Origin of the sequence: Thiomonas sp. FB-Cd, assembly GCF_000733775.1 — a bacterium.
In the GTDB taxonomy this organism is placed as follows: Bacteria; Pseudomonadota; Gammaproteobacteria; order Burkholderiales; family Burkholderiaceae_C; genus Thiomonas_A.
In genome coordinates, this window is sequence record NZ_JPOE01000002.1 from 2,093,348 (window position 1) to 2,119,657 (window position 26,310).

General features: G+C 63.2%; 23 protein-coding genes. 8 read left to right on the forward strand and 15 right to left on the reverse strand.

Annotated features, from left to right (window positions below; translation table 11 throughout):
• Positions 1-130 precede the first annotated feature (130 nt).
• Positions 131-1,345: a formate-dependent phosphoribosylglycinamide formyltransferase gene (purT, locus tag CD04_RS0110130; protein WP_031406435.1), complete on the forward strand. Its 1,215-nt coding sequence runs from the start codon at positions 131-133 to the stop codon at positions 1,343-1,345.
• A gap of 152 nt (positions 1,346-1,497) precedes the next feature.
• Here purT and CD04_RS0110135 read toward each other — a convergent pair whose 3' ends face one another.
• A complete protein-coding gene (locus tag CD04_RS0110135) occupies positions 1,498-2,520 on the reverse strand; it encodes an IS1595 family transposase (RefSeq protein ID WP_051849084.1) in 1,023 nt (340 codons plus the stop codon).
• A gap of 54 nt (positions 2,521-2,574) precedes the next feature.
• On the opposite strand from CD04_RS0110135, the gene CD04_RS0110140 reads away from it, so the two are divergent.
• Entirely contained in the window at positions 2,575-3,858 is a 1,284-nt protein-coding gene (locus CD04_RS0110140; RefSeq protein ID WP_031406439.1) for an RNA-guided endonuclease TnpB family protein, read from the forward strand.
• Between the two features lie 491 nt (positions 3,859-4,349).
• Positions 4,350-6,083: a type IV-A pilus assembly ATPase PilB gene (gene pilB, locus CD04_RS0110145; protein ID WP_031406441.1), complete on the forward strand. Its 1,734-nt coding sequence runs from the start codon at positions 4,350-4,352 to the stop codon at positions 6,081-6,083.
• 9 nt (positions 6,084-6,092) lie between these two features.
• Here the strand turns inward: pilB and CD04_RS0110150 are convergent, their stop codons facing one another.
• Complete coding sequence (locus CD04_RS0110150; protein WP_031406443.1) at positions 6,093-6,332, reverse strand: hypothetical protein; 240 nt, start codon at positions 6,330-6,332, stop codon at positions 6,093-6,095.
• Positions 6,333-6,349: 17 nt separating this feature from the next.
• Here CD04_RS0110150 and CD04_RS0110155 point away from each other — a divergent pair, with 17 nt between their 5' ends.
• From CD04_RS0110155 to CD04_RS0110170, 4 genes are all read left to right on the forward strand, one after another.
• Entirely contained in the window at positions 6,350-7,219 is an 870-nt protein-coding gene (locus CD04_RS0110155) for an A24 family peptidase (RefSeq protein ID WP_156030207.1), read from the forward strand.
• 12 nt (positions 7,220-7,231) lie between these two features.
• Positions 7,232-7,870: a dephospho-CoA kinase gene (coaE, locus tag CD04_RS0110160; protein WP_038167697.1), complete on the forward strand. Its 639-nt coding sequence runs from the start codon at positions 7,232-7,234 to the stop codon at positions 7,868-7,870.
• A gap of 132 nt (positions 7,871-8,002) precedes the next feature.
• Complete coding sequence (gene zapD, locus CD04_RS0110165; RefSeq protein WP_031406449.1) at positions 8,003-8,755, forward strand: cell division protein ZapD; 753 nt, start codon at positions 8,003-8,005, stop codon at positions 8,753-8,755.
• Positions 8,752-8,991: a DNA gyrase inhibitor YacG gene (locus CD04_RS0110170; RefSeq protein WP_031406451.1), complete on the forward strand. Its 240-nt coding sequence runs from the start codon at positions 8,752-8,754 to the stop codon at positions 8,989-8,991. Before zapD ends, CD04_RS0110170 begins: the two co-directional genes overlap by 4 nt.
• Positions 8,992-9,275: 284 nt before the next feature.
• Here the strand turns inward: CD04_RS0110170 and CD04_RS0110175 are convergent, their stop codons facing one another.
• The 4 genes from CD04_RS0110175 to secA all read right to left on the reverse strand — a co-directional run bounded on the left by CD04_RS0110175 (position 9,276) and on the right by secA (position 14,783).
• Positions 9,276-9,722, reverse strand: a complete 447-nt coding sequence (locus CD04_RS0110175) for an NUDIX domain-containing protein (RefSeq protein ID WP_031406453.1) — start codon at positions 9,720-9,722, stop codon at positions 9,276-9,278.
• Positions 9,722-10,627, reverse strand: coding sequence for an ATP-binding protein (locus CD04_RS0110180; protein WP_051849085.1), 906 nt, complete (start codon positions 10,625-10,627; stop codon positions 9,722-9,724). Before CD04_RS0110180 ends, CD04_RS0110175 begins: the two co-directional genes overlap by 1 nt.
• 7 nt (positions 10,628-10,634) lie before the next feature.
• Complete coding sequence (argJ, locus tag CD04_RS0110185; protein WP_031406458.1) at positions 10,635-11,870, reverse strand: bifunctional glutamate N-acetyltransferase/amino-acid acetyltransferase ArgJ; 1,236 nt, start codon at positions 11,868-11,870, stop codon at positions 10,635-10,637.
• Positions 11,871-11,987: 117 nt separating this feature from the next.
• Positions 11,988-14,783, reverse strand: coding sequence for a preprotein translocase subunit SecA (gene secA / locus CD04_RS0110190; protein ID WP_031406461.1), 2,796 nt, complete (start codon positions 14,781-14,783; stop codon positions 11,988-11,990).
• A 243-nt stretch (positions 14,784-15,026) separates the two neighbouring features.
• On the opposite strand from secA, the gene CD04_RS24150 reads away from it, so the two are divergent.
• Complete coding sequence (locus CD04_RS24150) at positions 15,027-15,428, forward strand: DciA family protein (protein ID WP_197033073.1); 402 nt, start codon at positions 15,027-15,029, stop codon at positions 15,426-15,428.
• A 33-nt stretch (positions 15,429-15,461) separates the two neighbouring features.
• On the opposite strand, the gene lpxC is transcribed toward CD04_RS24150, so the two are convergent.
• The 9 genes from lpxC to murD all read right to left on the reverse strand — a co-directional run bounded on the left by lpxC (position 15,462) and on the right by murD (position 26,304).
• Positions 15,462-16,388: a UDP-3-O-acyl-N-acetylglucosamine deacetylase gene (gene lpxC, locus CD04_RS0110200; RefSeq protein WP_031406465.1), complete on the reverse strand. Its 927-nt coding sequence runs from the start codon at positions 16,386-16,388 to the stop codon at positions 15,462-15,464.
• A gap of 212 nt (positions 16,389-16,600) precedes the next feature.
• Positions 16,601-17,788, reverse strand: a complete 1,188-nt coding sequence (ftsZ, locus tag CD04_RS0110205; protein WP_031406467.1) for a cell division protein FtsZ — start codon at positions 17,786-17,788, stop codon at positions 16,601-16,603.
• Between the two features lie 84 nt (positions 17,789-17,872).
• Complete coding sequence (gene ftsA / locus CD04_RS0110210) at positions 17,873-19,117, reverse strand: cell division protein FtsA (RefSeq protein ID WP_031406469.1); 1,245 nt, start codon at positions 19,115-19,117, stop codon at positions 17,873-17,875.
• On the reverse strand, positions 19,117-19,935 hold the full coding sequence (locus tag CD04_RS0110215) for a cell division protein FtsQ/DivIB (protein WP_038167699.1): 819 nt from the start codon (positions 19,933-19,935) through the stop codon (positions 19,117-19,119). Before CD04_RS0110215 ends, ftsA begins: the two co-directional genes overlap by 1 nt.
• Positions 19,932-20,921 carry a D-alanine--D-alanine ligase gene (locus CD04_RS0110220; protein ID WP_031406473.1) on the reverse strand — a complete coding sequence of 330 codons (990 nt, stop codon included), beginning with the start codon at positions 20,919-20,921 and terminating at the stop codon, positions 19,932-19,934. Before CD04_RS0110220 ends, CD04_RS0110215 begins: the two co-directional genes overlap by 4 nt.
• Complete coding sequence (murC, locus tag CD04_RS0110225; RefSeq protein ID WP_031406475.1) at positions 20,918-22,333, reverse strand: UDP-N-acetylmuramate--L-alanine ligase; 1,416 nt, start codon at positions 22,331-22,333, stop codon at positions 20,918-20,920. Before murC ends, CD04_RS0110220 begins: the two co-directional genes overlap by 4 nt.
• On the reverse strand, positions 22,330-23,403 hold the full coding sequence (murG, locus tag CD04_RS0110230) for an undecaprenyldiphospho-muramoylpentapeptide beta-N-acetylglucosaminyltransferase (RefSeq protein WP_031406477.1): 1,074 nt from the start codon (positions 23,401-23,403) through the stop codon (positions 22,330-22,332). Before murG ends, murC begins: the two co-directional genes overlap by 4 nt.
• Before the next feature lie 79 nt (positions 23,404-23,482).
• Complete coding sequence (ftsW, locus tag CD04_RS0110235) at positions 23,483-24,697, reverse strand: putative lipid II flippase FtsW (RefSeq protein ID WP_031406479.1); 1,215 nt, start codon at positions 24,695-24,697, stop codon at positions 23,483-23,485.
• Positions 24,698-24,711: 14 nt separating this feature from the next.
• Positions 24,712-26,304: a UDP-N-acetylmuramoyl-L-alanine--D-glutamate ligase gene (murD, locus tag CD04_RS0110240; protein ID WP_031406481.1), complete on the reverse strand. Its 1,593-nt coding sequence runs from the start codon at positions 26,302-26,304 to the stop codon at positions 24,712-24,714.
• Between the last annotated feature and the right edge of the window lie 6 nt (positions 26,305-26,310).

Below are 26,310 nucleotides of genomic sequence, written 5' to 3' on the forward strand. Positions count from 1 at the left end.
GTCGTGTCATGAGCCTGCACGATGCGGGCCGGGGAGTTTCCGCATGGCGGGTTGCGGGCGTAGCCTCTGGCGTACCTGCAGTCCGATATGCTTCCTGTTTGCACCGTCACCTAGGCTCAGGAGCCAATGCATGACCCCGACTTACCGTATCGGCACTCCGCTCACCGCTTCTGCCCTGCGCGTCATGCTGCTCGGCGCCGGTGAATTGGGCAAGGAGGTCATCATCGCCTTGCAGCGTCTGGGCGTTGAGGTGATCGCGGTGGACCGCTATCCGAACGCCCCCGGGCATCAAGTCGCGCACCGCGCCCATGTCATCAACATGGCTGACCCACAGGCCTTGCGATCGTTGATCGAGGCGGAGCGGCCCCATTTGATCGTGCCTGAAATTGAAGCCATCGCCACTGACGCGCTGGCGGCGATCGAGGCCGAGGGCCTGGCGGAAGTCATCCCCACAGCGCGCGCTGCGCAACTGACCATGAACCGTGAAGGGATACGGCGACTGGCTGCCGAGGAACTCGGTCTTGCCACATCTGCATATGCCTTCGCCGATTCGCTGGAAGCCCTGCAATCCGCGATCGATCACGGCATCGGATACCCCTGTGTCGTCAAGCCGGTGATGTCGTCGTCAGGCAAGGGGCAATCCGTCATTCAGGGCGCGGGCGACGTGACGGCGGCTTGGAACCACGCGATGACCGGTAGCCGCATCAACTATGGTCGCGTCATTGTCGAGGGATTCATTCGCTTTGATTATGAGATCACACTTCTGACCGTGCGCGCCGTGGATCCGAGCACGGGCAAAGTCGCCACATTCTATTGCGAGCCCATTGGCCATGTGCAGGTGCACGGTGACTACGTCGAGTCCTGGCAACCGCAGCCGATGTCGACCTTGGCCCTCGAGCGCGCGCGGGACATTGCCCATCGCGTGACGGCGGCTCTGGGTGGACGCGGCATTTTCGGTGTCGAACTGTTCGTAAGGGGTGATTCGGTATGGTTCTCGGAAGTCAGCCCCCGTCCTCACGATACGGGTCTGGTCACGCTGTGTTCGCAGCGCCAGTCGGAGTTTGAACTGCATGCGCGCGCGATCCTTGGCCTGCCAGTTGACACAACGCTTCGAGAGCCCGGGGCCTCCGCCGTGATCTACGGGGGCCTGGATGGTCGGGCCATCGCCTTCGAGGGAGTGGCCGAGGCTCTGGCCATCCCACGCTCGGATCTGCGACTCTTCGGCAAACCTGAAAGCTTCGTCAAGCGACGCATGGGCGTAGCACTCGCAGCCGGCGCAAGCGTTGAGCAGGCCCGCGAGCGTGCGAAACAGGCTGCGGCCTGCGTCCGACCGGTCAGCGGCTAAGCTTCGCAGGGCAATTGAACACATGCACGCGCATTCCCCTTCCTGGCCCGGCCCGACGCACAGCGTCGCTCAGGCGAAGCCGTCCGGGCAGGAGGGGGTCAAGCGGGCGGGTTTCGCTTGTTGTTCCTTGCGAGGCTGGATAAAATAATGGGCTATCCATTTAGCTCCACAGGTCGAGCAAACCGGTTGGCGGCCGGTTCCGAGTGCACGTTGTCCCGTATGTTGACGTAGGTCGCTGGCGTTGTGGCGGCCGATTGCTGCAATAGCCGGTAGAACATCATGCCTCGTGATCGTGATGAGCGTCGGTTGAAGCGGAACGCAAATTCGTCGAGGTAATAGTCCACGTGTCGCGGATCGACGGCTCCCTGATGGGTGCCAAGCAACCAGCGTTTGAGCAACGAAATGACGCGATGGACCCCCGGCAAGGACACGTGCGCAGGGATCTTCGAGCCGAGTTGGACGAGCGGTTCATGAGCGAATCCGCCTTCCTGAAGTGGCCCGTAGATCGCCGATCCGTCAGTGCGGATCGTTGCGCCTGGCATGACGTTTTCGCGCACGAACGGGATCAAGGCGCCGATGGTTGGACCCTGCACGCGGTGAATCCGGATGCGGCCAAAGCCCTTGGGATCGTGTACTTCAACGGCCACCGCAATGGCGACCAGATGGGACGTTTTGTGCGCCTTGGAGCGCGCCTTGCCAGACTTCACCCGGGGGCCTCTGCTCAGGGGCAGATAGGCCTCGTCAACTTCAACCGTTCCGGCGAGCTTGTCGCGTTGCGGGCGGACCATCGCGCGCCGGAATCGGTGCAACATCGCCCAGGCCGTCTGGTAGCTGCTCAAGCCAAGCACCCGCTGCAGTCCGAGAGCGCTCACGCCATGCTTCTGACTCGTGATGTGCCAAGCGGCGGCGAACCAAACCCGCAGGGGCGTGCGGGTCTTGTCAAAGATGGTGCCCGCCGTCACACTGCTCTGGTGCGCACAGGATCTGCAGACCAATCGGCGCCGGCTCGCGCGAACGGGTGAGTCCATCACGCCGCATGCAGGGCAGCAAAATCCCCCCGGCCACCTCAATTTCTCGAGGTAGGCAACACACGCGTCTTCGGTCGCGAACCACTCTTCAAATTGCACCCATGTCTTCGGGTAGTCGCGACCAGCTACGGGGCTGACATCAAACATCTGACCATTGTCCGCCTTGTGGAGCTAAATGGATAGCCCATATAAAATACCAGCATGCAACGGCGCAAAGTCACGCTCAAGCTGTATCCCAATGCCGCGCAATCCGCGCGGCTTGAGGCGTGGACGCGGCTGCACTGCGAGTTGTACAACGCGGCGCTCGAGGAGCGCATCGACGCCTGGCACAAGGCCCGGAAGTCCATCTCTTACTACGACCAGCAGAACGTCCTGCCGCAGATCAAGGCTGATCGGCCCGAGCTCAACGAACTCGGCAGCCACGCCTTGCAGCAGACGCTGCGGCGGCTGGATCTCGCCTTCCAGTTGTTCTTTCGCCGGGTCAAAGCTGGTCAAACGCCCGGATTCCCGCGGTTCAAGGCCGCCAAGCGGTTCGCGGGCTTCGCCTATCCCGATTCCGCTGGATGGAGGCTCATGCAGCATGGCGGCAGTGGCGCCACGCTGCGCATCGGCACTGGCGAGGCTGCGATGTCCATCCGGGCGCGCGGCCGGCACCGCTTCGGGGTTGAGGCCAAACCCAACGACATCACGCTCACGCGCAGGAACGGTCAGTGGTTCGTGTCGGTGACGCTGCGCGTGCCCGAGTCGGCCTGTGCGCGCCGGCGCACGGGCGATCAGCGCCGCGGGGTGGATTTCGGGATCAACGACTGGGCGACGTTCGATGATGGACGGACCATCGATAACCCGCGCTGGCTGCGCGAGGAACTGCCGCGCCTTGCCGCGCTGCAGCGGCAGCGCGCCAGGAAGAAGGGATCGCTGCGCTTCAAACGGCTCGGGCGTCGCATCGCCCGGCTGCACGAGCGTATCGGCAACCTGCGCCGGGACTTCGTGCACAAGGAAACAACCAGGATGGTGCGGCAATGCGCCATCCTGGCGACCGAGCAATTGGCCCCGAAGACCATGAGCCGCAGCGCACGCGGCACGGTGGATGCACCGGGCCGTCGCGTGCGGCAAAAGGCCGGACTCAACCGGGAGATCCTCTCGGCAGGGTTCGGCATGGTGCATCCGATGCTCGCGTACAAAGCGGAAGAAGCTGGTACGCGGCTGCATCTGAGCAATACGCGCCAGATCAAACCGTCGCAACGCTGCTCGGCGTGCTGGGAACTCGTTCCCAAGACGCTGAGCCAACGCATGCATGTGTGCCCGTGCGGGCACACGGCGCCGCGCGACCGCAACAGCGCGTTGGTGGTGCTCATCGACGCATTCAATACGCAACACACGCCTGGGACGGGCGTGGCGGCGAGACCGAAACCTCTGCCCCGGCAACGTGGCAAGTCCAAGTCTGTGACCCGCGAAACCCCCACTACAGCGCCGTTAGGCGCTTAGTGGCGGGAGAGTTCATTCGCGGCGCCGATCGGCAGGCTTGGTCGGTGCATCATCTTTGGATTCCAGAGCACCGCCCGTCAGCTGGATGGGTGGTCAACGGCCGGACCGACGGATCGCCCGAGGCTCACCGGATGTGCGATCCCGATTGGTGCTGGATCGCGTTGCGAGGCGATGCAGCACCGGGAAACCACCAGAATCCCCGACGCCCTTCCGCACAGATGGTCCACGAAGGAACCGCGCTTGGGCGGCATCGGCCAGCACGCTGTGCCGGGAAGTGCGCTCGCCGGTGTTTGACCCCACGGCGCATCGGGTTCGCGAGAGTCGGCCATAGCGTCGGATGCATTTGGCCGAACTTGGCAACCGGACCCCAAAAAATGCGAAACTACGACATATTTCGCCTTTTGAGCCCTCATGGGCCGGTCGCCTGATTTACAAAGTGGCGCTCAGCCCGCATCATTGAATAGCCGTCTTTCCGAGCCATGTCTACTGTCATTGCACCCTCACCAACGCAGATCCGTGGGCCCTCGCAGCTTGCCGGGCTCGCGCATGCGCTGGTGCAGTCAGACCAGTTGCAGCGCGCTGTGGCCGAGCAAATTCAGAAGCGGGCGCTCGAATCGCGCGCGAGTTTCATCGCCACATTGCTGGCAAGCGGATTGATGAGTGCATCGGATCTTGCGCATTGGGTCAGCAAGACTTTCGCGCTGCCCATGCTCGATCTGGATGCTTTTGATCCGTCGCGGGTTCCTGCAGGCGCAATCGATGCGAAAATCGTCAAGGCCTACAAGGTTCTTCCCCTGATCAAGCGCGGGAACAAACTGGTGGTGGCTACCGCCGACCCGGCGGATCATGAGGCCGAGGACAAGATCAAGTTCCAGTCGCAGTCGGCTGTCGATCTGGTGGTCGTCGAGTACGACAAGCTTGCGCGGTGGATCGACCAGAGCACGCAGTCAGCCACCAGCCAGATCAGCGCGCTGATCGGCGACGACTTTGATCTTGCCGACTTGGACGACGGCAGCCCCGACGTCGCTGCTGAGAAGGATCTCGGCGCCGACGTCGACGACGCGCCTGTCGTCCGCTTTTTGCAGAAGATGCTGGTCGATGCGATCAATATGCGCGCATCTGACCTTCATTTTGAACCCTTTGAGAATTTTTACCGCATCCGGTTTCGCGTTGACGGGGAGCTGCGCGAAATCGCGCAGCCGCCCGTGGCGATCAAGGAAAAGCTTGCATCGCGCATCAAGGTGATTTCGCGTCTGGACATCGCGGAGCGGCGTGTGCCACAGGACGGACGCATGAAACTGCGCTTCGGCCCCGATCGCGCCATCGACTTTCGTGTGAGCACGCTGCCCACCATCCACGGCGAAAAAATCGTCATCCGGATTTTGGATTCCACGATGGCGAAGATGGGGATCGAATCGCTGGGCTACGAACCGGAAGAGAAGGAGCGTGTCCTGCGTGCGATCAAGCGACCTTACGGAATGGTTCTGGTCACCGGACCCACGGGAAGCGGCAAGACCGTATCGCTTTATTCGTACCTGAACCTTCTCAACCAACCGGGGGTCAACATCTCGACCGCGGAGGACCCGGCCGAAATCAACCTGCCCGGTGTCAACCAGGTCAATGTGAACGAAAAAGCCGGGTTGAATTTTGCGACCGCGCTGCGCGCGTTCCTGCGGCAAGATCCAGACATCATCATGGTGGGTGAGATCCGTGACCTGGAAACAGCCGACATTTCGATCAAGGCAGCCCAGACTGGCCACATGGTGTTCTCCACCGTGCACACCAACGATGCGCCCACCACGCTGACTCGCCTCATGAACATGGGGGTGCCAGCGTTCAACATCGCCTCCAGCGTCATTCTCATCACGGCCCAGCGCTTGGCGCGCAAGCTCTGCCCCCAGTGCAAAACCCTGATCGACATCCCCAGTACGGCGCTGCTCGAGGCCGGTTTCAAGGAGAGCGATCTGGATGGAACCTGGAAGCCCTACAAACCCGGCAAATGCAACGCATGCAACGGCAGCGGATACAAGGGTCGCCTGGGCATCTACCAAGCGATGCCGATCAGCGAGGAAATCCAGCGCATCATTCTCAACCACGGAACCGCGTTGGACATTGCCGAGCAGGCAAAGCGCGAAGGCGTGCGTACTCTGCGCGAATCCGGTCTGATCAAGGTCAAACAGGGACTGACCTCGCTTGAAGAGGTGTTGGCCGTCACCAACGAATAGACGATCGGCTTAAACCGGAACGTTGATGGCCACAACTGCAATGCGGACCCCCGCCGCCTTCTTCTTTTCTTGATTGCATGCATGCATAGGACAAGCAGCACGGGGCGGACCGCCACGCAACCGAATAAGGGCGGCTGGCGTCGAGAAGGTAGGCATCGCCTCGCTCAACCAGGGTTTGAACGCCATCTGCACTGCGACTTCATCCGCAATTTCGTAATCATCGTGCCTGTACCATTTTTCAGCAGCCATGGGGCCAAAGCTTAGCCATGCAGCACATCTTCATGGGTGTTCCCCCCGGCTTTTGGGTGTTCGCCGCCGGGGTTGCCGGCCTCGCCGTGGGCAGCTTTCTGAACGTCGTTATCTACCGGCTTCCGGTGATGCTGGAAAACGCCTGGCAGCGTGACGCCCAAGCCACCCTGCACCCGGAACTCGAGCCATCCAAAGGCGAGCCCTTTAACCTGTTGCATCCGCATTCGCGCTGCGGCCACTGCGGACATGCGATCCGCTGGTGGGAGAACGTTCCTGTCCTGAGCTGGATCCTGCTGCGGGCGCGCTGCTCGGGTTGTGGCACACGCATCGCGGCACGTTATCCGTTGGTGGAACTGCTCTCCGGCATCCTGAGTGCCTCGGTGATTGCGCTGCACGGCTTGTCGCCCTGGTCCTTGGGACTGGTGATGCTCCTGTGGGCCCTGATTGCCCTGGCCTTCATCGATTACGACACCACGCTCCTGCCGGACAGCATCACGCTGCCACTCCTGTGGCTGGGCCTGCTGCTGCACGCAACCCTGGATCCCAGCTTTCTGCCGCAAGCCGTGTGGGGGGCTGCTGTTGGCTATGCCAGCCTTTGGGCTGTGTATCAGGCGTTTAAGCTGCTCACGGGCAAGGAAGGCATGGGCTACGGCGACTTCAAGCTCTTCGCAGCGCTTGGCGCCTGGTTCGGCGTGGTCGCCTTGCTGCCGATCATTTTGCTGTCGGCGGTCGCCGGCGCCGTCATTGGCATTGTGCTGCAGTTCAGCGGACTGGCCGAGCGCGGCAAGCCCATCCCCTTTGGTCCATTCCTGGCAACCGCTGGCCTGATCATGCTCTTGCTCGGCCCCGCACAACTCATCGCCTGGGTGCTGCCCGGTGGCGCCTGATCGGGTACAGGCATGGTGGCGTCGTCCCCGGAGCTGACCCCGCGTCGTTTCACGGTGGGTCTCACAGGAGGCATCGGCTCGGGCAAATCTGCCGTGGCCGAGCTTCTTGCTGAAATGGGTGCCGCCGTATTGGATGCTGACCGCATCTCGCATGAACTCACCGCCCCTGGCGGCGCCGCCATCGCGCCCCTGCGCGCAGCGTTTGGTGATGCCATGATTACTGCACAAGGCGCACTTGACCGTGCCCGCATGCGCGCTGCCGTATTCGCCGATCCGGCGCTGCGCCACCAGCTTGAGTCCATCCTCCACCCGCGCGTGGGCGAAGTGCTGCGCGAACGGGCAGCCATGGTGAAGGGCAACTACCTCGTTCTCGTCGTTCCGCTCCTGGTTGAGGGCCTCGCGCGCTGGCGCGCTTACCTGGACCGCATTGCTGTGGTCGACTGTCCGCAGGCCCTTCAGGTCGCGCGCGTGATGCAACGTTCAGGGCTCAGCGCCGAAGAGGTGCGCGCCATCATGGCAACCCAGGCCACGCGCGAAGCCCGACGCGACGTGGCCGACGACCTGATCGATAACAGTACCAGCCTCGATGCATTGCGGTCGCGCACGCGCGCGCTTCATGCGCAGTATCTGCAGATGGCCAGCGCAATTTGAATTCCCGTGCCACATGCATGACAATGTCAACGAGCGTGCTTGACGCCTGCCCTTTTTTCTTCTGACTCTGAAGGGCGCGTGGTGGCATGGGCGTTTCACCCGATCGCTGCGCATCCAACCCCCAACCGGCCCGTGATCCTTTACGAATATCCCCTGAGCGAACGCGTTCGCACCCTGTTGCGCCTCGAATACCTGTTTCGCCGGGTGAATTTTCTGCTACAGCGTGCCCACCCGTTTGATCACCATTACGCTCTGCTGTCGATGTTCGAGATCATGGACGTCGCCACACGTCAGGATCTCAAATCGGATCTGTTGAAGGATCTGGAGCGTCAACGGCAGCAATTCCTTGCCTTTCGCGGCAATTCAGCCGTGTCTGAGCAGGCGCTGGACGAGGTGCTGGCGGAAATTGATGCTGCATTCCAAGGCTTGAGCCAGCAGCTCGGAAAACCTGGTCAGCCGCTGCTCGAGAACGAGTGGCTGATGGCCATCCGCAGCCGCGCCAGCATTCCCGGGGGAACCTGTGAATTCGACTTGCCCGCGTACTACGCATGGCAGCATCTGCCGGAAGACCAGCGACGGCTGGATATGGCGCGCTGGATGGAGGTCTTCAGCCCGCTGGCGATGACTGTTGAACTGCTTCTTCGCCTTCTTCGGGATTCCGGGACCCCCCACAAGACGCTGGCCGCGGGCGGCACGTACCAACAGAATCTGGCGGGACGCACGTACCAGCTCATGCGCTTGCGGGTGGACGGAGCGCTAGGCGTGGTACCCGAGACCACGGGTCATCGCCTCATGGTGTCGGTACGCTACATGCGGCCGGACGCTGATTGGAAGTTGAAGCCCGTGACAACGGACGTCGCCTTTGAAATTGCTCTTTGTCCATGAGTGCCTCTGAGAAATCACCCACGATACGCACGGTGCGCTGCCCGGCTTGCGGTGGAGCCAGTCGTTATGCCGTTGACAATCCCTGGCGCCCCTTTTGCAGCGAACGCTGCAAAAACATGGATTTCGGCGCCTGGGCCAGTGAGCAGTATCGTGTCGCGACCACGCCCGTCACAGGCGAGGAGACGGACGATCCATCGGCCCGGGCGTCCGAGCCACAGCAGGCGCCCAAACACTGACCCGGCGCGCGACAAGCCACGCCGTTCAGGGCGGAGAAGGATAGCGCGGATGCCACAGGCATCCTTGTGAGGCTTGCCGCTGGTTCGCTGGATGCTGTGTATTTATCCTGCCATGAAGGGCGGGACACGCCCGGTTCGCCTGTGAAGTGAGTGGTGCAGCAATGCCGCCAGCAGCAGAAACCCGCCGAAGCGACTCATTCCGGCTCGAAGCCGGGATGAGCGCCGTAGGAATCCGCATCCTTCAGGTCGGGGAGGATGTCAACAAGTGCGCGGTAAGCCCCGGGTCAATCCAGGGTCAAACGCCGAGCACCCGTCTGGTCACGCTCCTCGGCCAGCCATTGCAGCACGGGGAGGGTCCCAGGCAACACTGGCGTTACGCGCACCGGCAGGCGTTCCCAAGAAAGAGCTTGCCCCTCACAAGGCCGCAGATCACCCTCCCACTGCGTGACCTTGCAGAACTGGAGTTCGACCCGGGCGTGGGGGTAGTCCATCACGCAAGATCGCCAATAAGACGCCTGGACATGGGTGATGCCGAGTTCCTCGCGCAGTTCACGTGCCAGCGCCTGCAGAAGCGTCTCGCCTTGCTCGATCTTCCCGCCGGGAAATTCCCAATAACCTGCGTAAGGCTTGCCCGCAGGCCTGCTAGCCAACAGGAAACTGCCGTCTGCCCGCACCAGCACGCCGACCGCGACGGGCACGAGCGGACGCTGGACCTGCGAAGGCTCCTGCATCAGCGCGCCTTGCGACCGGCATAATCGCGCGCGAACTGCCACGCGATGCGCCCGGAGCGTGAACCCCTCTCGAGTGCCCACACCAGCGCCTCTGCGTGCGCACTGCTGGCCTGTTTGGGTGTGGCGCCGAACGCCTGCAGCCAATGCTCGACGATTCGCAGGTAGTGATCCTGATCGAAGGGATAAAAGCTCACCCACAGGCCAAATCGGTCGGAAAGGCTGATCTTTTCCTCCACCACCTCGCCTGGGTGCACCTCGCCACTTTCGGTATGCTGGTAAGTGAGGTTTTCGTGCATGTACTCGGGCAGCAGGTGACGTCGATTGGACGTGGCGTAGATCAGCACGTTGTCGGCCTGCGCTGCGATGGAGCCATCGAGCACGGACTTGAGCGCCTTGTAACCGACTTCCCCCTCATCGAACGACAGATCGTCGGCGAACACGATGAAACGCTCGGGGCGGTCCATGAGAAGATCCATCAGGTCGGGCAGATCGACGAGATCCGTCTTGTCCATCTCGATGAGGCGCAACCCCCTGGGCGCGTATTTGTTCAAACAGGCCTTGACCAGCGAGGACTTGCCCGTACCCCTGGCACCCGTCAACAGGACGTTGTTCGCAGGCCTACCTGCTGTGAATTGACCCGTGTTGCGCTCCACGCGCCGCTTTTGCTCGTCAATGCCCTGCAAGTCGTCGAGCGCGATCGGGGAGAGGTGGCGCACTGCCTGGAGCCAGGTGTGGTTGCCACGCTTGCGCCAGCGAAAGGCTGCAGCAGAGTCCCAATCCGGGGCAGCCGGAGCAGGCGCGAAAGCCTGCTCCAGACGGGTCAGAACCCGCTCGGCCTGATCAAGCAGCGCCGATAGTTGTCCTCCCCGATCCGCACCGGCGTGGGCATCATCGCGCTTGGCCATCGTTTTTTCAGCTCCGGTAGTCGGCGTTGATCGAGACGTACTCGTGCGAGAGGTCGCACGTCCATACCGTGGCGTGCGCGTCGCCACGGCCAAGAACGATGCGTACGCCAATTTCCGGCTTCGCCATCACCCGCTTGCCATCAGCCTCCTGGTATTGTGGGTGGCGGCCTCCAAGCGTGGCGACATGGACCTCGTCAAGATAAAGGTCAACCCCGCCCACGTCGAGATCCTCGATTCCCGCATAACCGACCGCGGCCAGGATGCGGCCGAGATTCGGGTCACTCGCGAAGAAGGCCGTCTTCACCAAGGGTGAGTGTGCCACGGCGTACGCGACCAGGCGCGCCTCATCGCGCGTTTTTGCACCTTGTACCGCGACGGTGATGAATTTGGTTGCACCCTCGCCATCGCGCACGATGGCCTGCGCCAATTCGAGCGCGACCGCCGTGAGCGCTTGGCGCAACAACTGCGCCTGGGGGCTGGCGACCGCGCTGATGACGGCAAGCGCTGCTCGGCCCGTCGCTGCGACGATGAGCGAATCGTTGGTGGAGGTGTCGCCATCGACCGTGATGCAGTTGAACGACGCGTCGGCCACCTCACGCGCGAGCTGCGCCAAAACAGCGGCATCCACCGGCGCATCGGTTGCAATGAAACCCAGCATGGTGGCCATGTTCGGGCGGATCATGCCCGCGCCTTTCGCAATGCCCGTGACCGTCACGGGCACCCCGTCAATGACGATGCGCGCGCTTGCCGCCTTGGGCACCGTGTCGGTCGTCATAATGGCCACCGCCGCGTCTGCCCATGCATTCGCGCGCGCGTCAGCCAGCGCCGCAGGCAGCCCGCCAACGAGCTTGTCCACCGCAAGCGGCTCCAGAATGACCCCTGTGGAAAACGGCAGCACTTCTTGCGCCGGCACGCCCACAAGCGCCGCCACGGCCGCGCAGCTTTGGCGTGCGGCAAGCAGGCCTGGGGCCCCGGTGCCTGCGTTGGCGCAGCCCGTATTGACAACCAGTGCGCGCACCGGCCCGCACTGCGCTGGCCCCAGATGTTCACGACAAACCTGTACCGGCGCCGCACAGAACCGGTTGCGCGTGAATACACCCGCAACCTGGGTGCCCGCGTCGAACAAGAACAAGGTCAGATCGGTGCGGCCCGCCTTGCGGATGCCGGCTTGCGACACGCCGATGCGCACTCCCGGCACAACATGCAAGGCAGCGGGATCGGGAGGGAGAAGGTTCACAGCCATGGCGCGCACTCCATCAGGGCCTAGGTCATCGGATCATCAGGTGAGACGGGTTTGCACGGTCGCCCAAAGCACACTCCAGGTGGCGAGAACCATGCCGCCGAGTACGCTCGTCGCAACTCAGCTCAGCTTACCGTGGCAATGCTTGTATTTCTTGCCACTGCCGCACGGGCAGGGGTCGTTGCGACCGACTTTGGGCAAGGCGTTGACGATCGGTTGCATCACCGCGGTGCCTGCGGCAGCCGCGGCCACCGCTGCATCCGCGCCTTCCAGCCCTCCATCGGCCAGCACCGCGCTCCCCGCCTCGGGATGCTGATACACGACGTTGATCAAACTCTGCGCTCGCTGCTCAATCTGCTCAGCCGCAGCGTCCGCCTGTTCCTGAGACTGCACCTGTACCGTCATGAGGGTGCGCGTGACATCGTTCTTCACGGCGTCGAGCATTTGCCCGAACAGTTCGAAAGCCTCTCGCTTGTATTCCTGCTTGGGCTGCTTTTGGGCATAGCCACGCAGATGGATACCCTGACGCAAGTAATCAAGCGCGGAGAGATGCTCGCGCCAGTGCTGGTCAAGCGACTGCAGCAACACCATGCGCTCGAAGCCAGCAAAGTTGGCCGCACCCACGCTGTCGACTTTGGCCTTGTAGTGGGCGTTGGCAGCCTCCAGGACACGCTCCAGCACATCTTCATCCGTAATGGTCTGGTCCGCCTCGATCCACTCCTTCAGGCTCAACTCGACCTGCATGTCGTCGCGCAACGCGCGCTCCATGCCAGCGACATCCCACTGCTCCTCCATGCTCTGCGGCGGCACAAACATGTGCACCAGATCCGTGACGCTGCCTTCGCGCAAGTCGGCGATTTGCGCACTCACATCCTGGTTGTCAAGAATCGCGTTGCGCTGCTCATAGAGAATCTTGCGCTGCTCATTGGCAACGTCGTCATATTCCAGGAGCTGCTTGCGCACGTCGAAATTGCGGGCCTCGACCTTGCGCTGGGCCGATTCGATCGACCGCGTGACCATGCCAGCCTCGATCGCCTCACCCTCGGGCATCTTGAGCCGATCCATGATCGCGCGCACGCGGTCACCGGCAAAAATGCGCATGAGTGAATCGTCCAGCGAGAGGTAAAAGCGCGACGAGCCCGGGTCGCCTTGGCGACCCGACCGGCCGCGCAACTGGTTGTCCACCCGACGCGACTCGCTGCGCTCGGTGCCGACGATGTGCAGGCCGCCCTCGGCGATCACATGATCGTGCAGCGCCTGCCACTCCTCGCGCAGTTGCGCGACGCGTTGGCGCTTGTCTTCATCGGCAAGATTGGCGTCGGCCTCGATGATCTCGCACTGCTTCTCCACATTGCCGCCGAGAACGATGTCGGTGCCTCGACCAGCCATGTTGGTGGCGATCGTGATCATCTTCGGCCGTCCGGCCTGCGCAACGATCTCCGCCTCGCGCGCGTGCTGCTTGGCGTTCAGCACCTGGTGCGGCAGTTTTTCGTTGTTCAGCAGCAGCGAGAGGTGCTCGCTGGCCTCAATGGAGGCCGTGCCCACGAGCACGGGCTGACCTCGCTCGTAGCACGCCTTGATATCGGCCACCACCGACAGGTCACGCTCGCGCGCGGTCTTGTAGACCTTGTCCTGATGGTCCTTGCGCTGACTGGGGCGGTTCGTGGGGATCACCACGGTTTCCAGCTTGTAGATTTCCTGGAACTCGTAGGCTTCTGTGTCGGCTGTGCCCGTCATACCCGCGAGCTTGCCGTACATGCGGAAATAGTTCTGGAACGTGATCGACGCCAGCGTCTGGTTCTCGTTCTGAATCCCGACCCCTTCCTTGGCTTCGACGGCTTGGTGAAGCCCATCCGACCAACGGCGCCCGACCATGATGCGACCGGTGAATTCGTCGACGATGATGACCTCGCCGTTCTGGACCACGTAATGCTGGTCGCGGTGATAGAGGTGATGCGCGCGAAGCGCTGCATACAGGTGATGCATCAGCGCGATGTTGGATGCGTCATACAGCGAACTGCCTTCGGGAATCAAGCCCATCTCGCCCAGAATGCGCTCGGCCTTCTCGTGGCCGGATTCGGTGAGGTAGACCTGATGACTCTTTTCGTCCACCGTGAAGTCACCGGGCTTTTCCACGCCCTTGCCTGTGATCGGGTCTTCCTCGCCGATCTGGCGATCGAGAAGCGGAACCACCTTGTCAAGCTTGATATACAGCTCAGTGTTGTCCTCGGCCTGGCCCGAGATGATGAGCGGTGTGCGTGCCTCGTCAATCAGGATCGAGTCGACCTCGTCAATCAACGCATAGTTCAGCCCGCGCTGCACGCGCTCACCGGGCTCGAAAACCATGTTGTCACGCAGATAATCAAAACCGTATTCGTTGTTCGTGCCGTAGGTCACATCCGATGCATACGCCGCCTGCTTTTCCTCCCGCGGCATATTGGGCAGGTTGATGCCCACGCTGAGTCCCAGAAAGGTGTAAAGCCGACTCATCCATTGCGCGTCGCGCTGGGCCAGGTAGTCATTCACCGTGACCACATGCACACCCTTGCCGGACAGCGCGTTGAGATAGACCGGAAGCGTGCCCACTAGAGTCTTGCCCTCACCGGTGCGCATTTCGGCGATCTTGCCGTCGTGCAGCGCCATACCCCCGATGAGTTGCACGTCGAAGTGGCGCATTTTGAGCGCTCGCTTGCCACCTTCGCGGACCACGGCAAAGGCTTCTGGCAAGATCTCGTCGAGGGAACGGCCGTTCGCGACCTGCTGCTTGAACTCAGCTGTCTTGGCGCGCAACTCGTCGTCGGAGAGTCCTTCAAACTGCGACTCCAGCGCGTTAATGCGCTGCACAACGCGGCGATATTGGCGGAGCAGGCGCTCGTTGCGGCTGCCAAAGAGACGGGTCAGGAAGGTTGCAGGCATGGGTCGTTTTGGATGCGGCACGCCGGGCAGGCCAAAGCGGCCAAACCCTGGACGGTGGAACAATCGGCGCGCATCACGCCCCGGTTGTCAGCGCAAGTCAAACTTGCATTCTACCCAGCGCTCCCACAAGACGATGCTGTCGGGCATTGCGGGACAATGGAGCCAAATCGCCACCATGTCCACCAACGCCCCCCACTGCGCAAACCCCGCAGATCCGTCACTCCTGCGCCAACGGGCCCCAGCATGGCCGCGCTGCCCCTGTGGATGCAGCGCACGCAAATCCTGGTTTCGCTCAAGGAGCAAGCACTCACGTCGAAACAGATGTGGGCGATGCTCCAGACAACGCTGCCTGCCGAACTCGCCAGTGCCGTGCAACCTGGCAAGTGGGTCGACGGGGTGTGGGCACTCACCGCATCCTCGCCTGCGGTGGCGGCCAAGCTCAAACTCTTTGGGCCGTTATTGCTGCGCCAGTTGCAAAAAGCCGGTTGGCCGCTGGTGCGCATTGCAGTGCGGGTCAAGGAACCAGGGAGAGAGCTGGGAAGCACCACTCCGGCCCCCCGGATCGCGACCGGTTCACCGGCTCCGGCCGACGTGCGCGCTCGCCTGCGCGAATTGCGCAGGCGCCATGCGAAGGCTGGAGGTTGATAAGCGTGGCGTGCGCGGCGCGTCCAGCCCTACTCAGGCAGCCACTTTGAGCGTGCTGCGGTAGCCGATGGGGGCGTCCTCCGCGTGCGCAAAACTGACCACTTCGAAAGCATCTGGATCGGCCATGACGGCGCGTAGCAGCGCGTTGTTGACTGCATGACCGCTGCGATACGCGCTGTAGGCACCAATGATGGGATGCCCCGCGACGTAAAGGTCTCCGATGGCATCGAGCATCTTGTGCTTGACAAACTCGGCGTCAAAGCGCAGCCCCTCCTGGTTCAGGATCCGCGACTCATCCATCACGATGGCATTTTCCATGCTGCCACCCTGCGCCAAGCCCCGCTCGCGCAGCGCATCCACATCGCGCATAAAACCGAATGTTCGGGCACGCGCGATTTCGCGCACGTACGCCGTCATGCTGAAGTCAAACGCGTAATCCTGCGCCGTCTGGTCAATGGCGGGATGGTCGAATTCGATGGCGAAGTGAAGGCGAAAACCATCGTAAGGCTCCAGGCGCGCCCATTTATCGCCATCACGATCGTGCGTGCGCACCTCGACCGGCTTGCGCATTCGAATGAAACGCCTTGGCGCAGGCTGGTCCTGCAGGCCCGAGGACTGCAGCAGGTAGACGAAGCTCGAGGCCGATCCATCCAGAATCGGAATCTCCTCCGCATCCACATCCACCAGCAAATTGTCAATGCCGAGACCTGCGCAAGCCGACAGCAGATGCTCGACCGTGTGAATTTTCACGTCACCCACGCCCAGCGTCGTGGCCATGCGCGTGTCCACGACCGCGTCGGGCTGCAACGCGATGCTCACCGGCATGGGCAGATCGACGCGCCGAAAGACGATACCCGTGTCGACAGCAGCTGGGTGCAACGTGAGCTCGACGCGCTCACTGCTGTGCAAACCCACGCCAACGGCGCGGTTGGTCGAGCGAATGGTGCGCTGGGACAACATGATTACCGGCTTTCCGATCAAACCTGTATTTTTTTCAATGCCACAGGACCATTTTAGGGAGGCCTCGATAACCCTGCACGCCACCGCGCGCGGGAGGCAACGCGCGCGGTGGCGTGTGGCGTGCCGCGGGCTGGGCAAGCCGCGGTACGCACCAGTGGAACGGGGTCATCCACCGGTGCTACGCCCACATCTCGACGGCGGAACCGTCGTCTTCAGTCAGCTTGCTTGCGCAGGAAGGCCGGAATCTCCATCTCGTCCATGCCGCTTTGCATCAGCGCATTGACGTGGGCAGAGGGCGCGTTGCCGCGGGGGTTGCGCCAGATTGCTGGAATCTGGGTGGAATCGATGCCCGCCCCATGACCCATGCTCAGCGGCCCCGCATCGGTGCCCGTGCGCAGAACGGTCAGGCTGGGCGCTGCCTTCACGGCGGCCTTTGCACGAGACAGTCCGGTGGCAAGAACCGTCACGCGCAGCGAGTCACCCATACTCGGATCGTTCACCGTGCCAAAAATGATGTGGGCATCGGCCGCGGCGTAGGCGCGGATCGCGTTCATGGCTTCGCGGGTTTCACTCAGTTTGAGCGAATCATCGGCGGTGATGTTGACCAGCACACCCTTTGCACCGGAGAGATCCACCCCGTCCAGAAGCGGGCAGACCACGGCCTGCTCGGCTGCCAATCGAGCGCGATCAGCGCCACTGGCCACTGCCGTACCCATCATGGCCTTGCCGGGCTCGCCCATCACCGTTTTCACGTCTTCGAAGTCGGCGTTGATCATGCCTGGCACGTTGATGATCTCGGCGATGCCGCCCGTGGCGTTTTTCAACACGTCATTGGCCTTGGCAAACGCCTCCTTCTGCGAGATGTCGTCGCCGTAAACCTCGAGGAGTTTTTCGTTAAGCACAACGATGAGCGAATCGACATTCTTCTCCAACTCCTCCAAGCCCGTTTCGGCGTTGGACAGTCGCTTGGTTCCCTCGAACTCGAATGGCTTGGTCACCACAGCCACAGTCAGGATGCCCATCTCCCGGGCGATGCGCGCAACCACCGGAGCGGCGCCGGTGCCTGTACCGCCCCCCATCCCGGCGGTGATGAACAGCATGTGCGCCCCAGCCAGCGCCTCGCGAATCTGGGCCTGGGCTTGCTCGGCTGCGTCGCGCCCCACCTGCGGCTTGCCACCGGCTCCGAGTCCCGTTTTGCCCAGCTGGATGAAGCGATGTGCGCTTGGACGCTGCAGGGCTTGTGCGTCCGTGTTGGCGCAGATGAATTCCACACCCTTCACGCCACTGGCAATCATGTGCTCAACGGCGTTTCCACCGCCGCCGCCCATGCCGATCACCTTGATGTTCGTCCCGCGGTCGAACGCGCTGTCGCCGATGTCCTCAATCATTTCAAAAGCCATGATGCACCTCCGTCGATAAAGTTGAAAAGCCCTGCCCTGCCAAACACTGCCTGCCGCCGTGAGGCTGCAGACCCCGTAAACCCGCTAAAAATTTCCCGCGAACCAATCCCGCACGCGCGCCATCAGAGTGCGGGCGCTGCCGCTTTTCTGCGCAATGCGTGCGCCGCGCTGACGCTGTGTCTGCGCTTCCACGAGCAACCCCATGGCTGTGGAGTTGCGCGGGCTGCGCACCATGTCGGAAAGCGGACCGCTGTACTGCGGCAGACCCAAGCGAACTGGCTTCAAGAAGATGTCTTCACCCAGTTCCACCATCCCCGGCATCAATGCCGCACCGCCGGTGAGCACCACTCCGGAGGACAGCACTTCCTCGTAGCCTGAGTCACGCACAACCTGCTGCACCAGGGAGAAGATCTCCTCCACGCGCGGTTCGATCACGCCGGCAAGCGCCTGGCGCGAAAGCATGCGCGGACCTCGATCACCCAAGCCGGGCACTTCAAGCCTCTCGTCAACGCCGGCCAGCAACTGCTTTGCGACACCGTGTTCGATCTTGATGTCTTCGGCATCTTTCGTGGGCGTGCGCAGCGCCATCGCGATATCGCTCGTGATGAGCTCGCCAGCGATCGGGATGATGGCTGTGTGGCGAATCGAACCCCCGGTGTAGATCGCCACGTCGGTCACCCCTGCACCGACGTCCACCAACACCACGCCGAGCTCCTTCTCATCCTCGGTCAGCACTGCGTGGCTCGATGCCAGCGGATGCAAAACGACGGCGTCGACCTCGAGCCCACAGCGACGCACGCATTTGATGACGTTCTCGGCGGCGGTTTGCGCGCCGGTGACGATGTGCACCTTGGTTTCCAGGCGGATGCCACTCATGCCCACGGGCTCCTTGACTTCCTGCCCGTCGATGATGAACTCTTGCGGCTCCACCAAAAGGAGTCGCTGATCGGTGGGAATATTCACCGCCTTGGCCGTTTCGATCACGCGCGACACATCGTTCTGCGTGACCTCGCGATCCTTGATCGCCACCATCCCTTCGGAGTTCTGACCCCGAATGTGGCTTCCGGTGATGCCTGTGATGACACGGGTAATCCGGCAATCGGCCATCAACTCGGCTTCCTTCAGCGCAGCCTGGATCGACTGCACGGTCGCCTCGATGTCCACCACCACGCCACGGCGCATCCCCGCCGTGGCGGCCTGACCCATGCCGACGACTTTGAGCGTGGCTGCCGGGCTGTCCTGTTGTGGCAGGATTTCCGCCACCATCGCAAGCACCTTGGATGTGCCGATGTCCAGCCCCACCACCAAATCTTTATAGTCCTTGGCCATTACCGAGCTCCCGTCGCCATGCCTTGTTGTTTCTTCATCGTGGTGCCGGGCTGGACGCCCGGCGCATCTACCCCTTGCAGACGCACCGCAAACCCGTTGCTGTACCGCAAATCAGCGCTTTCGATCCTGCGCCCGTAATGCGTCTGCACGCCTTGCGCCAGCGCCAAAAACCGTTGCAGCCGCTGCCGGAATGCTTGCGCATCGGCGTCGCTGCCCAAATCAAGACTGGGTCCCCCATCGATCTGCACCCGCCAGTTGCCTTCGGTGCCCAATTCCAGCGCGGAAATCTTCCATTTCATCGGGGCGAAATCCTGGGTGAGCGTGGCATACATCTGCGACACGCGCTGCTCGCTGCCTGTGGGTCCTGCAAAGCGAGGCAGGCCCATGTCCTGCACCTCGCCAAGATTGGCCTCAAATAGCTCGCCATCGGTATTGACCAGGCCTGCAGTGGTCGTGCCTTCGCTCCAGGAGGCCAACGGCTTCTGCGACTCCAGTGTGACCAGCAGGGACAGCGGCCATACCCGCTGCACCACAGCCCTGCGCACCCAAGGGACCTGGTCGAAGACCTTCTGGGCTGCGGCCAGGTTCACGGTGAACCAGTTGCCTTGCAGGCGTGGCAGGGCCTCACCGCGTAGGGCGGTCGCACTGACGTGCTGCAAGCTGCCTTCGACCTGGACGCTGCGTATGGCCCACAACGGCTGCCGCAGGAACCAGTTGCCAGCCACCAGGAACGCACCGAGCAAAAACACCCACACCAATGCGCCACTGGTGAAATTCATCAACCGGATGTCGCGCGGCAGGTCCTGGCGTGTGCTCACGAGCGTCCCCCAGATGCCGTGCCGGCGGGCGTGTCCAGACGCGCCTCGGCCAGAATGCGAAGGCACAGGTCTTCGTAGCTCAACCCGGCCACGCGAGCTGCCATCGGCACCAAGGAGTGACCCGTCATGCCCGGGCTCGTGTTCATTTCGAGCAGGAACGGCTTGCGATCGGCGGCACGGATCATGATGTCTGCACGACCCCAGCCGCGGCATCCCAGACTGCGATAGCTGGCGAGCACGAGTTGAGCGATCGCTTCCTCCTCACCTGCGGGCAGGCCCGCCGGGCAGATGTAGCGCGTCTCGTTGCTGTAGTACTTGTGCTCGAAGTCGTAATTGCCCCCGGGGGCAACGATATGAATCAGCGGCAGCGCCACGGCCGCGTCCCCCTCGCCCAGAACCCCACAAGTCACCTCGTCACCTGCGATGAACTGCTCGGCGAGAACAGCGCAGTCAAAGCGTGCCGCTTCCCGGTACGCATCGTCCACGGCGCCCATGTCATCCGCGCGTGCAAGCCCGAGCGTGGACCCTTCATGCGCCGCCTTGAACATGAGCGGCAAACCCAACTCACGCGCCGCGGCCTGGGCTTGTTCGACACTTTCGACCATGCGCCACGCCGGAGTGCTCAGGCCCTCGCATTGCCACAGGCGCTTGGTCATGTGCTTGTCGATCGCAAGCGCCGAGGCCAGCACACCGGGTCCGGTATAGGCAATCCCCAGCAGCTCCAGCGCGCCTTGCACCGTACCGTCCTCGCCATGGCGCCCATGCAGCGCGATGAACACGCGCGTAACGCCCAGTTCGGACAGCGCGCAAAGCGGTCTTTCTCCCGGGTCGAAAGCGACTGCATCCACGCCGCGCGATTGAAGCGCGGCCAGCACCCCCTTGCCTGACATGAGCGAGACTTCACGCTCGCTGGAGCTGCCACCCATGAGCACGGCCACGCGCCCGAATGCCTTCGGATTCACGATTGGAGGCTGTAGATGCGTCATGCTGCAATCTCCGCTGTGCGCGCCAGCTCCACCACCTTGTGCGGTACCGCGCCGATCGAACCGGCACCCATGCACAACACGACGTCACCATCGCGCGCGGCATCCAGGATCGCCTGCGGCATCGCGCCGATGTCGTCGACAAACACGGGCTCGGCCTTGCCCACCACGCGTAGGGCCCGTGCCAGGCTGCGCCCGTCGGCCGCCACCAGTGGCGGCTCGCCCGCTGCATACACCTCCGCCAGCAGCACGGCATCAGCCCGGCCGAGCACGGACACGAAATCCTCGAAAAGATCACGGGTACGGGTGTAGCGGTGGGGCTGGAACGCCAGCACGATGCGCCGCCCCGGATATGCGCCACGCGCCGCCTCCAGCGTGGCGGCCATCTCAACAGGGTGATGTCCGTAATCATCGATCAGCAGGAAGCTGCCGCCGGCGTTCAGCGTGATGGCCCCATAGGATTGAAAGCGCCGACCCACACCATGAAAATCAGCCAGCGCCTTGAGCACCGCGGCGTCGTCCACTCCCAATTCCGCCGCCACCGCGATGGCCGCCAGCGCGTTGCGCACATTGTGCAGACCCGGCAGGTTGAGCGTCACCGCGAGCGGCGGAAGCACCACGCCGTTGCGCCGCAGCGCCGTGAAGTGCATGCGCTGGCCTTCGGCGCGTACGTCCACAGCGCGCACCTGCGCATCCTCGCTCAGGCCATAGGGCGTGATGGGCTTGGAAACAAAGGGCAGGATGGCCCGCACCCCCGGGTCGTCCACGCAAAGGATGGCAGCGCCATAGAAGGGCAAGCGGCCGATGAACTCGACAAAGGCGTGGCGCAGCCGAGCCATGTCGTGGCCATAGGTGTCCATGTGGTCGGCGTCGATATTCGTCACCACGGCCATGACCGGTAGCAGGTTGAGGAATGATGCGTCCGACTCGTCAGCCTCCACCACGATGTAGTCGCCCTGCCCGAGCTTGGCATTCGCCCCGGCGCTTGTCAGCTTGCCACCAATGACGAAGGTCGGATCCAACCCGCCTTCGGCCAACACGCTGGCGACCAGGCTCGTTGTTGTGGTCTTGCCGTGCGTTCCAGCGATGGCAATTCCACGCTTGAGGCGCATCAATTCAGCCAGCATGACGGCGCGGGGGACGACGGGTATATGGCGCGCGCGCGCCGCGCGTACCTCCGGGTTCTCGGCCCCCACAGCAGTGGACACCACCACGGCGTCAGCGCCCGCGATATGCGCCGCGTCGTGCCCGATGGCCACACGGGCACCCAAACCGCGCAGGCGCTGCACGGCTGCGCCTTCCGCCAGGTCGCTGCCGGTGATCTCGTAGCCGAGGTTGAGCAGCACCTCGGCGATACCGCTCATCCCGGCGCCGCCGATGCCCACGAAGTGAATCTGTCGAATCGCGTGTTTCATAGCGGGCTCTCCAGGGTCTCGCAGGCGGCCACGATGCGCTCGACTGCATCGCGCCGGGCCAACCGGTGCGCCTGGAGCGCCATCGCGAGCAGGCGGGGGCGGTCCAGCGTACGCAGTTGTGCGGCGAGAGACTCAGGTGTGAAGTCAGTTTGTTGGACGAGCAAGGCAGCGCCCGGCTCCGCCAGGAAGCGGGCGTTCGCTGTCTGGTGATCGTCCACCGCGTGCGGGAACGGGACAAACAGCGCCGCCACCCCGGCGCAGGCGATCTCGCTGACGGTGGAGGCGCCAGCACGGCAGATCACAAGATCAGCCTCTGCGTAGGCCGCAGCCATGTCATCGATAAACTCGCGGCACTCGGCTTGCACGCCAAGCTGCGCGTAGCGATGTTGCAGGGCTTGCAGATGGCCACGACCGCTTTGATGCAGAACCCGAGGACGCTGCTGCGCCGACAACAGCGCCAGCGCCTGAGGTACGCGCTCATTGAGCGCCGCTGCGCCCAGGCTGCCGCCCACCACCAGCACGCGCAACGGGCCGCTGCGCGTGCCATAGCGCTGTGCTGGCGGCGACAACTCTCGAATGCTCCGGCGCACCGGATTGCCGACCCAGTCGCCGGTGGGCAGTGTGTGAGGGAATGCCGTGAGCACGCGGTCGGCCAACCGCGCCAGCAGACGATTGCTCATGCCGGCTACCGCGTTCTGTTCGTGCAGCACCAACCGGGCGCCAGCCCAGTCGCTCATCAAGCCGCCTGGAACCGTGATGTAGCCTCCCATGCCCAGCACCACGCTGGGACGCACGCGACGCAGGGCACGCAGCGCCTGCCCGAAGGCACGAAAAAGTCTCACAGGCAACAGCAACCTGGTCATCAGCCCTTTGCCACGCACGCCGCCAAAGTTCACCCAAAGCATGGGGTAGCCCTGCGCTGGCACGAGCCGCGATTCCATGCTGCCTGGCGCGCCCATCCAATGCACCGTCCAGCCGGCAGCGCGCAAGCCCTCGCCCACCGCGAGCCCAGGGAAAATATGCCCTCCGGTTCCGCCGGCCATGATGACTGCAGTCCTCGGCGCACTCATTGGCGTCCACCCGTCGGCATGATTGGACCCTGGCGGTGCATGCGCTGCACGGCAGGCCATCGGCTGTGCACGCATGCGCTCATACGTGACCTCCGCGCATGAGGACACGATTCTCGAAATCCACCCGGAGCAAGATGGCCAGGGAGAGGAGCGACACCAATGTCGCTGAACCCCCATAGCTCAGTAACGGCAGGGTCAGACCCTTCGTCGGCAAAAGACCGAGGTTGACGCCAATGTTGATGAACGCCTGCCCACCGACGAGCACTCCCACGCCCTGCGCCACGAGCGACGAGAACATGCGGTCCGCGGCCAGCGCCTGGCGACCGATGTCAAACGCGCGCTTGGTAATCCAGGCGAACACCAGGGTGACGGCCAGCACGCCTGCAAAACCCAGTTCCTCGCCGATGATGGCGAGAAGGAAGTCCGTCTGAGGCTCCGGCAGGTAATGCAGCTTTTCCACGCTCCCGCCCAGGCCCACGCCCAGCCAATGACCCCGCCCCATGGCAATGAGGGCATGCGCCAACTGGTAGGCGCTTCCCAGAGCCTGCCCCTCAGCCCAGGGATTGAGGTACGCGAAGATGCGATCGCGCCGCCATGGCGACAGCACAATCATCAGCACGAACGCGCCGATCATCACCACCGTCAGGGCGGCAAACATCTTGCCATTCACGCCGCCGAGGTACACGATGACCATGGCCACCGATGCGATGACGAGGAATGCGCCCATGTCGGGTTCGGCCAGGAGAAGCATGCCAATCACGGCAAGCGCGGCAGCCATGGGCACGAAGGCTTTGCCGAACTTCTGCTTCACATCTTGCTTACGCACGATGAAATCAGCCGCGTACAGAATGGTGGTGAGCTTGACGAGTTCCGAAGGCTGAAAATTGAACACGCCCAGCGGAATCCAGCGCCGCGAGCCGTTGACGCCCTTGCCGAGGAAGGGAACGAGCACTGCCACGAGCATGACCAGCGAGGCCACAAACAGGTAGGGCGCCCATCGCTCCCAAAATTTCATCGGAAACTGGAATACCACCCACCCGCCGATCAAGCCAAGGGCGATCGCGGCAAGATCGCGCCAGAAAAAATGAAACTGCGTCCAGTGTGCGAAGTGCGGGTCTTCCGGAATGGCCACCGTGGCCGAATACACCATGACCAACCCGAAGGCCAGGAGCAGCACGATGACCCAAAGCAAGTTTTGGTCAAAGTCCAGCATGCGGGAGGCAGCCGGGCCGACATAGCCGATGCGAACCGGCATTGGCGCGGGCTTGTCGGCGCTGCCCATGCCGCGCCACATCGGAAAGGGCAGCTTCATGGCGCCCCCTCCAGCACCACGCCATGCTCAAGAGCCCATTCGGCCACGGCCCCCGCAAAAACCTGGGCCCGGTGCGTGTAGTTCCGGAACATGTCCAAGCTGGCACACGCCGGGGACAGGAGCACGATGTCGCCCTCGCGGGCCAAGGCGGCTGCGCGTCGCACGGCCTGCTCAAGGCTCGGGGCCTGCTCGATCGGGCACACGCCATGCAATGCCTGCGCCAGACCTGGCGCATCGCGCCCAATCAGCACGGCTGCGCGCAAACGGCCCGTTGAAGCGCGCAGCAGCGGGGAGAAATCCTGGCCTTTGCCATCGCCGCCCGCAATAAGCACAACGGTACGATCCAGACCAGCCAAGGCCGCCACGGTGGCGCCTACGTTGGTGCCCTTGCTGTCTTCAATCCACTCCACGCCGGCAATCACACCGAGCGACTGCATGCGGTGCGGCTCGCCGGCATAACTACGCAGGGCATGCAACATGGGGGCAAGGGGCGTGCCCGTGCTCGCCGCCAAACCCAGCGCCGCCAGCGCATTGGCCCAGTTGTGACGGCCATGGATACGCAGTGCGTCGGCTGGCATCAGCAGCTGCATGCTCGGCGCCCCGGATGGCTCGGCAACGGTGCCCTTGCCGCGTCGCCGCGGATGATTCTGCCCCTGCTGCGCCTGACCGCGGGCAAGCCAGGACATGCCATGCTCGACCACGACTCCCCAGTCACCGGCGCGCTGCGGCGCGTCCAGACCGAAGGTCTGTTCCTGCCGGCCGGCGCGCCGCATGGCCAGAACGCGCGCATCGTCGCGGTTTAACAGCATCAGACCAGGCGACTGCCAATCGCCCACCCAGGTGCCTGCACCGTGCGTGAAGGTCTGATGACGCTCCGAAGGCGCATCGGAGCCGGGGCGCGCAGGCCAAGGCTGTGGACCGAAGATGCGTGCCTTGTCCGCACCGTACGCATCCATGCTGCCGTGCCAGTCCAAATGATCTTGTGTGAGATTAAGAACCGTTGCAGCCGTGGCGGCAAAATCATCCACGCCATGCAACTGAAAGCTCGAGAGCTCCAACACCCAGGCCTTTGGCAGACTCCCGGCGTGCATGCGCTCGCCCAGCGTGTCCAGCAAAGCGGGACCAATGTTCCCGGCGACCGCCGTGTCGACGCCCGCGCCGCGCAGGAGGTGCGCAGTCAGCGCCGTCACGGTCGTCTTGCCATTGGTTCCCGTGATGGCTAGCACCGCAGGCGCGTAGCCCCGGGTTCGGTGCAGCTCGCGTAGGGCAGCCGCAAACAAGCCGAGTTCAGTGGTTACCCTCACGCCCGAGGCACGTGCTTTGTCAAGCAACCCGGCGAATGCTGGGTCAGAGGGCGCAATGCCGGGGCTCACGCAGACACAATCCACACCGTCTGGAAGACATGTCCCGGCGCTGCCCGTGCGAACCACAACTTGCGGCAACTCGGCGCGCAATGCGGCGAGTTGGGGTGGGTCGGACCTGCTGTCGGCCACACACACCGCGGCGCCCTGGCTGGCACACCACCGCGCCATGGACAAGCCGGAGATGCCCAGTCCCAGAATCAGAACGCTATGGTCGCTTAGGCTCATCGGTGC